A 12,568-nucleotide genomic window follows, 5' to 3' on the forward strand; every position below is an offset into this window, starting at 1 on the left:
CCGTGTGCTCAATAGTAGCATTGGCCTTTCTTGCATGGCTCTTTACCCCTTGGGGAAAGAAGTGGTCTAAGGAATTGTAGTGATGAAGAAGATAAAATATATATTATGCGCTTGCCTGATGATGGCAAGCCTGGGCATGGAAGCCAAGTCAATGAAGGACTTGCTGGTTTCGATGCCGGATTCGATGACGCCTGCTCTCAACAGCAACCTGCGACTGGAATTTGCAGAGCTGCAGGAGATGGGCGTGAAGGCAGAGGTGAAGAACCTGCTGGGGGAGGCGAGCGTGATGGATACGCTTGCCCAGGATTTCGTGCAGATACGTTTGAGTTCGGCTTCTACTCTTCAGATGAAGAAATTGCCGATGGAGCAGGGCGACTCTGTGCTCTGCGTTGTCAAGACCTTCGCCGGACCGGAGAAGGAGAGCGCACTGCATCTTTTCACCCAGGATTGGAAAGCCCTGGATGCAAGTCGTCTTTTCGATGGCAAGAGCATCGGGGAACTGGCAGGTAGTCTGGTTCAGAAACCGGATACGATGAGCGAATCACGCTTTGAGGAGTTGAAGGCGATGATTGAACCGAGAATGGTGAGCGCCTTGCTGCTGCAGCATGAAAATGCAGTGGTGGTCCGCCTTTCTTTACCCCTTCTCTCTACAGAAGACAAGAAACTCGTAAACGCAATTAAATTGCAAAGAAAATTTAATTGGAGCGGAAAATCTTTTAAGGAGAGTTAAAAATAGAAAGTTTTTCCATATCTTATACCAGTTGTTGCAATAAAATTAGTAATTTTGCAACGTGTTTTTCATGGTATTAGATTATTAAGGTTAATAAAAGATTGGTTGTCGTGAGACAATCAATTTTTTTTGTGCCTATGGGAAAGGCTTTTTGCCCTTAAGGACCGCAAGGCTTTAGAAGATGAATAATCCGATGATGCCACAGATGAAAAGCAGCAATATCGGGTTGGTCTTCTTTACCTTTGTAAAGTAGAAAGCACCGATAAACAGCGCTACACTTACTCCGAAAGCAAATGGATTGTCATGAGGTGAACCGAAGTTCTCCTTGTTCATCAACAGAACCGCTGCAGCTGCTATCAGACCGATGATGGCAGGACGAAGCCCCGCAAAGACATCCTTCACAATCTTGGAATCCTTATGCGTTATCAGATAACGGCTGATGAGAATCATGATGATGAAGGGAAGCCACATGATGGAAAGCGAAGCCAGTACGGAACCCAACCACGCTGCCCAGACCGGGTAACCATCGTGAAGGCAGGCGGTGTAACCCACGTAGGTGGCGCAGTTGATGCCGATAGGGCCCGGAGTAGACTGGCTGATAGCCACAATATCCGTAAACTCAGCATTAGAGAGCCAGTGGTTCTTCACCACCGTCTCGTTGTGGATGAGCGAAAGCATCGCATATCCACCACCAAAATTAAATGTACCAATCTTGGTAAATATAAGAAATAATTTCAGAAACAACATAATCTCTATATTTTTTACCTTTTTACCTTTCCATAAAGCCAGCCAAGCACGCCGGCAGCAATGATGATATAGATAGGCGAGATGCCGAAAACAGCAATCAGCGCACAGCAGACGAAGGGAATCCAGATGTTGTAGCGGTTGATGCTGGCAGTCTTAGCCATCTTGAAGCAGGGAGCTGCAATCAGCGCTACCACAGCCGGACGAACACCCGCAAAGAACTTCGCCACCCAGTAATTGTCCTTGAACTGCTGGAAGAACATGGCGATGATGAGAATGGCGATGATGGAAGGCAGCGCAATACCGATGGCACCCACGATGCCGCCCCATACCCCCTTCAGCTTATAGCCGATATGACTCGCCATATCAATGGCGAAGATACCCGGAGTAGCCTGAGCCACCACCATAATGTCCATGAATTCCTCCTTGTTCATCCACCGGTTCTTATCCACGAATTCTCTCTCCATGATAGGAATCATGGCGTAGCCTCCACCCAGCGTGAAGGCACCAATCTTGTTACACGTAAGGAAAAACTTTAATAACATTTTCTATTGATTCTATGATTTTGACTGCAAAATTACACATTATTTGTTAAATAAACTAGCTTTCCGGCGGATAATCTGCAAAAAATTACGCTCTTTTCGATAAAATATGTATCTTTGCAAACTATAAACTGCGGGAAACAATTCCAAAAACGGTTGTATTCTGAGCAGTTCAAGTAGAATCTTAATACCAATAGAAATTAGAAAAAAGAATATGAATCTGAAAGTACGATTATCAATAATGAACTTCTTGGAGTTCGCTGTTTGGGGAGCCTATCTCACATCTATGGGCAACTATCTCGGAAAGGCCGGAATGGGTGCAGAAATCTCCTGGTTCTATACCATTCAGGGTATAGTCTCCATCTTCATGCCTACATTGATGGGTATTGTAGCGGATAAGTATATCCAGCCACAACGCCTTCTGGGATACTGTCATCTGCTGGCAGGTCTGTCGATGATAGGACTTTTCCTGATGGGACAGGCGAGTGCCACTCCTGATGAGGCGCTCTTCATGGCTTTCTATACCTTCAGCGTGGCGTTCTATATGCCTACGCTGGCGCTTTCCAATACCGCAGCTTTCACCATTCTGAAGAACCATGGACGGGATACCATCAAGGACTTCCCGCCTATCCGTGTTTTTGGAACCGTAGGTTTCATCGTCACCATGTGGATTGTCAACTGTGCCACCTGGGATAACGGAACCTTCCTGTTCCTCTTCTCAGAGAATGCCAACAAGTTTCAGTATACCCATCTCCAGTTCCTCGTATCGGGAATCCTGAGTATCGTACTCTTCCTCTATTGCTTCGGCTTGCCACAGTGCCAGCTGGTGAAGAAGCAGGCGCGCAGCTGGGTGGAGACATGGGGCTTCGATGCCTTCAAGCTCTTCAAGAGCCGCGAGATGGCGCTGTTCTTTATCTTCTCATGTCTGCTCGGTATGAGCCTGCAGGTGACCAACGGTTATGCTACACCTTTCATCACCAGTTTCAAGGGCGATCCTGCCATGCTGGATACCTTTGCTGCCAATAATGCTACGCTTCTGGTATCCATCTCTCAGATTGCTGAGGCGCTCTGCATCCTCCTGATTCCATACTTCCTCAAGCGTTATGGCATCAAGATCGTGATGCTCATCGCCATGTTTGCATGGGTGTTCCGTTTCGGCTTCTTCGGAATGGGCAATCCGGCGTTCCCTGGCGTTATCCTCTTCATTCTCTCATGCCTCGTATACGGTGTGGCTTTCGATTTCTTCAATGTGTCGGGTGGTCTGTTCGTAGACCAGAAGTGCGAACCTAAGGTGAGAGCTTCGGCACAGGGATTGTTTATGCTGATGACGAATGGTTTGGGTGCCTCTATCGGTACCATTCTTGCCGGACAGGTAATCAATCATTACTGTCATTGGGAAAATGGGTATTTAATGGGCGATTGGCAGACCTGCTGGTTTATCTTCGCAGGTTATGCTCTTTTGGTCGGAGTTGCCTTCGCCATCTTGTTCAGACCTAAGAAGGAGACAAAATAAATGGTAAAGTTAGTATATAAAGGATCTTTTGCAATAGCTGAGTCGGTTGATGCCGGGGTCATTGCCCTCACCAATGAGGAAGAAACCCGCGTGCTTACCATTCTCACCATTCCGGAGGTGGCGATGAAAATCAAGGATTATGAGCAGCACAAGGATGAAGAGAGAATAGGTGCCGTTGACGTGCTGGCGAAGATTCTCAAGGAAGACGACGCTGCTCGTTATGAGATTGAGATCTTGGGCATTAAGGGAGTGGGACTGAAGACGAAGCTGGTGAATGTTGACACCGACCGTTCTTACCTGCTCCAGATAGAAGATGCCATCCTGCTTTCCTTGATGAATGGGTATGAAATTCTGACATCTGAAGAGGTAATCAAGAACTTCTCTACTCCTTACGAGGGAGGAATGCAGCGTGTGGCTATTCCTATCCTTACCCTGCCAGACCGGCTGCTGGAACTGGCTTTGCAGAGAGCTGTAGAAGATGAGAAGTATGAAGATGCTTCTTATATCCGTGATGAAATCAAGCGCCGTGAGGAAAAGGCGAAAAATGCGAACAAATAATGAAGGAAGTTAGATATTTCTATGTGCCGGATGCGGCTAATCAGGTGGAACTGCCTGCTGAGGAAGCTACCCATGCCCTGCGCGTTCTGCGACTGAAGGGTGGGGACGAGATATTCCTCATGGATGGAGAAGGCTCCTTTTTCCGTGCTGAGGTTACTGCTGCATCCAGCAAGCGATGTCTCTATGAAATCAAGGAAGAGATGCCGCAGCAGCGTGCCTGGAAGGGACATATCCATCTGGCGATTGCGCCAACCAAGATGATGGAGCGTATCGAATGGATGGCTGAGAAAGCCACGGAAATCGGTTTTGATGAACTCTCGTTCCTCAACTGCCAGTTTTCTGAACGCAAGGTGGTGAAGACGCCAAGAATTGACAAGATTGTGATTTCTGCCGTCAAGCAGAGTCATAAGGCGTGGAAACCGGCGGTGAACGAGCTGGTCAGCTTCAAGGAGTTTATCCAGACCCCTCGTCCCGGCAGAAAGTTTATCTGTCATTGCTACGAAGAGGTAGAGAAGAAAGACTTCTTTACCGAGATTTCTGGTATTCTGAATGAAGCTCATGCTCCTGCTGCTACTGAATCTTCAAATGCAGATGTAGCCACTGCTGCTTCTGAATCTCCAACTGCAGATGCAGCTGATATTACAGTATTGGTAGGTCCGGAGGGCGATTTCTCCATCGATGAGGTTCGCCTTGCCCTGGAGAACGGCTACGAGAGCGTATCCCTGGGCACCAGCCGCCTCCGTACCGAAACCGCCGGCCTTGTAGCGGTTCACATGGCGCATATCGCAAGGAGATTATAGCCAGTTTGATCCAATACGCCCTTGAACCAATGGTCATCAATCCAAGGTAAAGGACAGAAGCCAGTTTGATCCAATACGCCCTGAACCAACGGTCACCGGCCGAAGGGAAAGGTAAAGGGCAGAAGCTCCTAGCCCAGGGCAACGCCCTGGGTTTAATTAGGCAACAGCAATGCGCCCTGTAAGGGCAAAAGCTTTAAAATATTTATCTAAATGAGATGAAAAGATTGTATAAGAATTTGGTTATGATGTGCTTGGCATGCCTTGTCGGGATGCTCGCATCATGTTCTGGCAGCGACTATCTCAATGCCATTCCTAAGAAAAGTACTGCACTTATTTCGGTGGATATGCAGCAGATGGCTTCCGATATTCATGCGGAAGACAAGGCGGGCATGCTCAAATCACTCCTTCATGTAGAGGATGTAGACAAGTGCGGTATCGACATTACAGAAAAAATGTATCTCTTCGAGAGTGCTGACGGAAACCTCGGTCTCTGTGCCAAGGTCAGCAGCGAGAGCGATGTGGAAGACTGGCTCGCTTCGCTTGCCAAGCAGCATATCGCATCCGAAGTAAAGGAACGCAAGGGCTTCCATTTCGCCGTCTTGAAGGACTCATGGCTCGTGGGCTTTTCTGACCAGGCGCTTCTCGTCATGGGACCGGTAGTGGCTGATGCACAGGCTCAGCTCCAGCAGCAGATGGTAAGATATCTCAAGGCTGAAGAGGAGGAGGGCATCACCGTTTCTCCTTTGTTCGAGCGCTTGCAGACCATCACGTCTCCAATGGCGATGGTGGCTCAGGCTCAGGCTTTGCCGGAAAAGTTCATCGCTCCGTTCACCCTCGGTGCACCTAAGGATACCGACCCTTCCCAGGTGGTGATTGCTGCCGAGATGAATGTCAATGACGGTATCTTGCAGATTCACGGAGAAACTTTCTCTTTCAATAAAACCATTGACGCTGCCTTGAAGAAGGCGGCTCAAACCTATCGTCCTATCAAGGGAGCCTACGTCAAGTCGATGCCGGGAGATGCTCTGGCTGGCATCTTCATGAACGTAAAGGGCGAGCAGTTCCTGCCTATGATGCAGAGCAACAGCAGTCTGCAGACCCTCCTCATGGGTATTAATCAGGCGGTGGATATGGACAATATCATCCGTAGTGTGGATGGAGATATGGCCATCGTGATGCCAACCTTGGGAGATGCCGACCTCAAGATCATGATGGCGGCTAAACTGGCTCATAGCAAGTGGTTGGGCGATGTGGATTACTGGAAGAAATCATGTCCTCCGGGTGCCAAAATTGCCAACTGGGCTAAGAATGCTTACTTCTATACCGACGGCAAGACTTCTTTCTATTTCGGCGTAACCGATGACAAGCAGTTCTTCAGCGGAAGCGATGAACTCACTGCCCAGTATGCCGTGAAGCCAAGCAATCATCCGATAGATGCCAAGATTCAGAAGCTCATCGTGGGGCAGAAGCTGGCGATGGTCATCAATCTCGCCAAGAGTTCCGACGGCAACGGTTCGGGCAAGGACGATGCCATCTCTACTGTAACCGGTCTGCTGTCTCCAGTATTCGGCAACCTTACTTCCGTGGTCTATACCTTGAAGTAAAAGGCAAAAAGGGAAAAAAGAGTAAAAGCAAAAAGGGTAAAAAGAGTAAAAGCTAAAAGGGCAAAAAGGCTTTAAATGTAAGGTTGTTCCTGCAATTAAACATTAATAATTATACATTAAATAATATAACGTGGAAAAGATTCAGCTTCATTCCGTTCTCCCACAGGTCTTCGCCCAGCGTAATGACCTGGATTCGGAGATATGGAAGCAGGATGTCACCTTCGAGAAAGGGCATCTTTATCTTATCGAGGCAGAGAGTGGCAGCGGAAAGAGTACTTTCTGCAGCTATGTGCTCGGCTATCGTCACGACTACAGCGGAAGCGTGATGTTCGACAAGGATGTTACCGCTAATTATAAGGTTAAGGATTGGGTGGAAATGAGAAAGCGTCATATCAGCCACCTCTTTCAGGAACTTCGTCTCTTCCCGGAGCTTACCGCTCTGGAGAATGTAGAAATCAAGAACAAGATTACCGGATTCAAGAGCCGTGAACAGATCTTGAAATGGTTTGATATGCTCGGTATCGCCGACAAGGTGGACGCAAAGATTGGAAGAATGTCGTTCGGACAGCAGCAGCGTGTGGCAATGATGCGAGCTCTATGCCAGCCTTTCGACTTCATCCTTGCCGATGAACCTATCAGTCACCTCGACGACAACAACTCCCGTATCATGGCGGAAATCATGATGGCGGAAGCCAAGGAGCAGGGGGCTGGTGTCATCGTTACCAGTATAGGTAAGCACATGGACTTGCCTTACGAGCATACATTTAAGTTGTAATTTGTCATTCAACACTTAACATTCAACAATTCAAAAATGAATTTAGTTTGGAAATTACTTCGTCAGCATATCAGTATACCTCAGTTTGCAGGTTTCGCCTTTGCCAATCTCTTCGGTATGCTCATCGTCCTTTTCGGCTTCCAGTTTTATAAGGACGTGCTGCCTGTCTTCACACAGGAAGACAGTTTCATGAAAGCCGACTATCTCATCATGAGCAAGAAGATAGGTATGGGAAATACCATCAGCGGCCGCTCCAATACCTTCACGGGTGCTGAGATAGATGATGTCAGAGACCAGAAGTTCGTGAAGAAGGTGGGAAAATTCACCTCTACGGAATATAAGGTAGATGCCCAGATGGGCGTCAACGGCGTGAATGTACTGAACAGCGAACTCTTCTTTGAGAGCGTGCCCGACGGCTTCGTCGATGTGCCGCTCAAGGACTGGAAGTATACGCCAGGAGCCAAGGAAGTGCCAATCATCCTCCCGCGTACCTATATTAATATGTATAACTTCGGATTCGCCCAGAGTCATTCGCTCCCGAAAATCAGCGATGGACTGATGGGAATGATTGATTTCAATATCCAGATTCAGGCAGCCGGCAAGAAGGAGCAGTTCAAGGGTAAGGTCATCGGATTCTCTTCCCGTCTCAACACCATCCTCGTGCCACAGGCATTTATGGACTGGAGTAACCAGGAGTTTGCTCCAAACCAGAAGAGCGATCCTAACCGCCTCATCGTAGAGGTAGGCAATCCGGGAGACGAGAACATCACCAAATACCTGGATGATAACGGTTATGAGGTAGAGACTGATAAGCTCGATGCCGAGAAGACCACCTATTTCCTTCGTATGATGGTATCCATGGTAATGATTATCGGACTGGTCATCTCCATCCTGAGTTTCTACATTCTGATGCTCAGCATCTATCTGCTGGTACAGAAGAACTCATCCAAGTTGGAGAACCTGCTTCTGATAGGCTATAGTCCTGCCAATGTGGCGAAGCCATATCAGGTGCTCACCATGTCGCTCAACCTGGTGGTGCTCATCATTGCCTGGGTCATCCTCTTCTTCGTCCGTGGCTACTACATGGAGTTTATCGAGGCAATCTTCCCTGACATCGAAGAGGGCACCATGCTCCCATCCATCTGCTTAGGCATGCTTTTGTTCCTGATAGTCTCTATCCTGAACATCCTCGCCATCCGTCGCAAGGTAATGACCATTTGGCAGAGAAAGGAGTAGGGGCAGCTCGCCCCTCCTCAGGTCCGTTTCAGGTTCTCTTCAGGCCCTCCTCAGGTCCGTTTCAGGTCCTCCTCAGGTCCTCTTCAGCTCCCTCTTCAGGTCTTCTTCAGGTCCTCCTCAGGTCCTCTTCAGGTCCTCCTCAGGTCCGTTTCAGGTCCTCTTTAGGTCCGTTTCAGGTCCTCTTTAGGTCCCCTCTCAGGGAGCCTAGCCCCCGTTCCAGGCGATTCCATCGCCTGGTATAGAAGGTCAGTCCCCCGAGGCAGCCCTCCGCCTCGAGCCCCTCGAAAAATTATAACCAAACCCCCGTTATAAATAATAATTTAAAGAAAATCTGCGTTATTTCCTTAACGCAGATTTTTTTTATGTTATAAAACACAATTTTTCATGCAGATGTAACACTTATATCGAATTTTTTGTTTAATTTTGCACCCGTAATAGATATTTGGGGGCTATTCCCCCGTATTATTAATTAATTTTATAAAAAAAGGTATGCAGAAAAGATTGCATTTATTAGTGGCTTTGCTGGCCTTTATGGTTTCAACCGCTATGGCGCAGATTACTACATCTGGCATTAGTGGTAAAGTGACTGCCAATGGTGAGGACATCATTGGTGCAACAATCAAGGCTGTTCACCAACCTTCTGGTACAGTCTATCGCGCAGTGACCAACATTGATGGTCGTTATTCTATTCAGGGTATGCGCCCAGGTGGTCCTTATGTCTTGGAAGTTTCTTATGTAGGTTACAAGACTAAGGAAGTTAAGAATTTTAATCTCTCTCTCGGTCAGAACACCATTCTGAACGAAAGTCTCTCTGAAAACGCAGAGATGTTGCAGGATGTTGTTGTTACTGCTGATCGCAACAACAACATGCGTACTGACCGCGCTGGTGCTACAACAAGTATCAATGCCGACCAGATTGAGGCTGTTCCTACCGTATCACGTAGCATGAACGACCTCTTGAAGTTGACTCCTCAGGGTGCTAACGTAGGTAGCGGATTCTCTGTTGGTGGTGGTAACTACCGTCAGTCTTACGTTACTGTCGATGGTGCTGCTTTCAACAACGCCTTCGGTATTGGTGGTAACCTCCCTGGCAACGGATCTCCAATCTCTCTTGATGCTTTGGATCAGATTTCTGTATCTTCATCTCCATACGATGTTCGTTTGAGTGGATTTACAGGTGGTGCTATCAGCGCCGTAACCAAGAGCGGTACCAATCAATTCAAGGGTACAGCTTATATGTACACTACCAACTCTCACTTGCGTGGTAACAAGGTAAGTGATTATGAGTTGAACCGTCTCCAGTCTCATTCTACTACATGGGGTGCAAGTTTCGGTGGTCCTATCATCAAGGATAAGTTGTTCTTCTTTGCCAATGGTGAATATCAGAACAATATCTCTGCTGGTCCTTCTGGTACAGCTCGTGTAAATGCTTCTGATGAGTGGTCTCCATCATCAGGTACTGTTCATCGCCCATTGCAGAGCGACATGGACAATATGCTCAGCTTCCTCAGCAAGAACTATGGTTACAACCCAGGTCGTTATCAGGGATATTCTCTTGATACTCCATCATACAAGTTCCTGGCTCGTATCGACTGGAACATCAACGAGAACAACAAGTTGAACATCCGTTTCTCTAAGAGTCACGACAAGGATTCTTCAGCTCCATCAAGCTCTACAACTCCATTCAAGGATTCTGTCATCTATCCTGGTGGTGAGGATGCTACGGGTGGTAAGTCTCAGTCTGGTCGTACAGCTAACGCTGGTCTCTACTTCGAGAGTGCACGCTACTATCAGGAGAAGAACTTTACTTCTTTCGCTGCTGAGTGGAACTCTAAGTGGGGTGGTGTAAACAATGTTCTCCGTGCTACTTACTCTTATCAGGATGAGCCACGTACTTATGTGGGTGGTATGTTCCCAACAGTGGATATCCTGAAGAATGGTTCTTACTATATGGGATTCGGTCCTGATCCATTTACTGAGGGTAACCTCCGTCAGGTGAAGACTTTCGTTGCTACTGATGAGGCTACATGGTCTATGGGCATCCAGAACTTCACCGCTGGTCTCCAGTTTGAGACCAACAAGGCTACCAACGGCTTCGGTGCAGCTTCTGCCGGTTACTATGTATTCGAGTCTATGGACGACTTCATGAACGGCAAGGCTCCTAGAAGCTATGGCGTTACCTTCCCAATGGACGGTTCTGGCCAGTTCCTGGCTACCATGAAGTACAACCAGTTCTCTGCTTACGTTCAGGATCAGGTTAACTTCTCTGACCGTTTCCGCCTGACAGCTGGTTTGCGTTTCGAGTTGCCTATCTACCCAGAGTTGGAGAACAACTATAACAAGGCTTTCGCTGCCATGAAGTGGAAGAACGATGCTGGCGTTGAGTCTCAGTATTCTACCGATCAGCTCCCTGATGCTCCATTGACAGTTTCTCCTCGTGTAGGTTTCAACTGGGATATCCTCGGCAACCACAAGTTGGTTCTCCGTGGTGGTACAGGTTACTTCATCGGTCGTCTGCCATTCGTATGGCTCGTATCTGCAGTAGGTAACGCTGGTTGTGGTCAGTACACCTATTATTATAATACTCCATCTGACAAGGGTGCTACCTATAAGATGGATAAGTTCTATCAGAGCCGTGAGGATCAGTTGAAGGTATTGCAGCAGCAGGGCTTGGCTGTGAACCGTGAGGATGCAGCTGCGCCTTCTACTCCTACCATCATCGACAAGGACTTGAAGATGAACGCTACATGGAAGACTTCTCTGGCTTTGGATGCCAAGTTGCCATACGATATCGACTTCTCTTTGGAGGGTATCTATAGCCGTGAGTTCAATCCTGCTACTGTCATCAACCTCGACCGCTACTGGGATGGTAAGTCATACACAGAGCTGGCTCCTGGTGACAAGCGTAAGTGGTATTCACGCAACTCTTCCATCAACCCTTACATGATCACAAATGCTGGTCATAAGGCATACTACTACTCAATCACTGCATCTTTGGCTAAGAAGTTTGCATTCGGTTTGAACCTCTCTGCTTCTTACACCTACTCTAAGGCTAAGTCTTACGGTGATGGTGTGGGCGATCAGGTTAACTCAGCATACTATAACAACCGTTACTCTGTAAATGGTAACAACGATATGGAGTTAGGTTATGGTACCTACGTGGCTCCTAACCGCTTGCTCATCTCTGCTTCTTACAAGAAGGACTACGGCAAGAACTTCGGTTCTGAGGTTGGCTTGATCTACGAAGGTATGAATATGGGTTATGCTGATGGTTACAGCTGTACACGTTACACTTACCAGTTGACTGGCAATGTAGTTAACGACTACGGTTCTAACGGTTTGGTTTACATCCCAGCTTCCCGCGAGGCTTTGAACGAGTGGAAGTTCACCGACGTAAAGGATAAGGCTGGTAAAGTAACCTATACAGCTGAGCAGCAGAAGGATGACTTCTGGGCTTACATCAACCAGGATGATTATCTGAAGAATCACAAGGGTGAGTATGCTGAGCGTGGTGGTGCTGTAATGCCTTGGCATCATCAGTTGGACTTCAAGTTCAACCAGAACTTCTACCTCAACGTAGCTGGTCAGAAGAACACTCTCCAGTTTGGTGTTGACATCAAGAACCTCGCTAACCTGCTGAACAACAGCTGGGGTCTCTACAAGACTGTTAACAACACCAAGTTGTTGAAGTATACTGCTGGTAAGGATGGTGCTGCTGGTTCATTCCAGTTCCAGAAGAACGGTAAGGATGTATTGTCAAAGACATACACTAACTTGACAAGCTTCAACTCTACCTATTCTATCCAGTTCTCTATCCGTTATATCTTCAACTAATGGAGATTTCGAATACGAATCATCAATAAGCGCCCAGAAAGGGAAAGCATTGTATATAGAATGCTTTTGCTCTTTCAGGGCGCTTTCTTTTTGTCCCTTTTCTCCATACTTACTGATATTTTTTATTTGTAACACGTTTTTCTCACGCTAATTTCTTGTTATTTCAAATATTTTAGTTATATTTGCACCATATTGTATAAAATGGGTGAAAAACTTGCCTGTTGGCGGGGTG

General features: G+C 47.3%; 10 protein-coding genes. 8 read left to right on the plus strand and 2 right to left on the minus strand.

Annotation, left to right across the window (positions count from 1 at the left end; all coding sequences use genetic code 11):
- Window positions 1–82: 82 nt before the first annotated feature.
- Window positions 83–730, plus strand: coding sequence for a DUF3256 family protein (locus ACTQ16_RS03415; RefSeq protein WP_441936114.1), 648 nt, complete (start codon window positions 83–85; stop codon window positions 728–730).
- A gap of 174 nt (window positions 731–904) precedes the next feature.
- Here the strand turns inward: ACTQ16_RS03415 and ACTQ16_RS03420 are convergent, their stop codons facing one another.
- Both ACTQ16_RS03420 and ACTQ16_RS03425 read right to left on the minus strand, forming a co-directional pair.
- Window positions 905–1,477 carry a chromate transporter gene (locus ACTQ16_RS03420; protein ID WP_153123311.1) on the minus strand — a complete coding sequence of 191 codons (573 nt, stop codon included), beginning with the start codon at window positions 1,475–1,477 and terminating at the stop codon, window positions 905–907.
- Between the two features lie 14 nt (window positions 1,478–1,491).
- The gene (locus ACTQ16_RS03425) at window positions 1,492–2,019 is read right to left on the minus strand and encodes a chromate transporter (RefSeq protein WP_217760318.1); all 528 of its coding nucleotides are present in this window, start codon (window positions 2,017–2,019) and stop codon (window positions 1,492–1,494) included.
- Between the two features lie 211 nt (window positions 2,020–2,230).
- On the opposite strand from ACTQ16_RS03425, the gene ACTQ16_RS03430 reads away from it, so the two are divergent.
- From ACTQ16_RS03430 to ACTQ16_RS03460, 7 genes are all read left to right on the plus strand, one after another.
- Window positions 2,231–3,529 carry an MFS transporter gene (locus tag ACTQ16_RS03430; RefSeq protein ID WP_441936116.1) on the plus strand — a complete coding sequence of 433 codons (1,299 nt, stop codon included), beginning with the start codon at window positions 2,231–2,233 and terminating at the stop codon, window positions 3,527–3,529.
- Window positions 3,530–4,087: a UvrB/UvrC motif-containing protein gene (locus ACTQ16_RS03435; protein WP_294971498.1), complete on the plus strand. Its 558-nt coding sequence runs from the start codon at window positions 3,530–3,532 to the stop codon at window positions 4,085–4,087.
- On the plus strand, window positions 4,087–4,887 hold the full coding sequence (locus ACTQ16_RS03440; protein ID WP_295346837.1) for a 16S rRNA (uracil(1498)-N(3))-methyltransferase: 801 nt from the start codon (window positions 4,087–4,089) through the stop codon (window positions 4,885–4,887). The genes ACTQ16_RS03435 and ACTQ16_RS03440 overlap by 1 nt, the downstream gene beginning before the upstream one ends.
- A 215-nt stretch (window positions 4,888–5,102) precedes the next feature.
- Window positions 5,103–6,491 carry a DUF4836 family protein gene (locus ACTQ16_RS03445; RefSeq protein WP_441936118.1) on the plus strand — a complete coding sequence of 463 codons (1,389 nt, stop codon included), beginning with the start codon at window positions 5,103–5,105 and terminating at the stop codon, window positions 6,489–6,491.
- Window positions 6,492–6,621: 130 nt separating this feature from the next.
- On the plus strand, window positions 6,622–7,266 hold the full coding sequence (locus ACTQ16_RS03450; protein ID WP_217761184.1) for an ATP-binding cassette domain-containing protein: 645 nt from the start codon (window positions 6,622–6,624) through the stop codon (window positions 7,264–7,266).
- A gap of 36 nt (window positions 7,267–7,302) precedes the next feature.
- Window positions 7,303–8,502 carry an ABC transporter permease gene (locus ACTQ16_RS03455; protein ID WP_441936120.1) on the plus strand — a complete coding sequence of 400 codons (1,200 nt, stop codon included), beginning with the start codon at window positions 7,303–7,305 and terminating at the stop codon, window positions 8,500–8,502.
- A 489-nt stretch (window positions 8,503–8,991) separates the two neighbouring features.
- Complete coding sequence (locus ACTQ16_RS03460; protein WP_441936121.1) at window positions 8,992–12,336, plus strand: TonB-dependent receptor; 3,345 nt, start codon at window positions 8,992–8,994, stop codon at window positions 12,334–12,336.
- Window positions 12,337–12,568 lie beyond the last annotated feature (232 nt).

It is taken from the genome of Prevotella sp. LCP21S3_D2 (assembly GCF_052118345.1).
Classification (GTDB): domain Bacteria; phylum Bacteroidota; class Bacteroidia; order Bacteroidales; family Bacteroidaceae; genus Prevotella.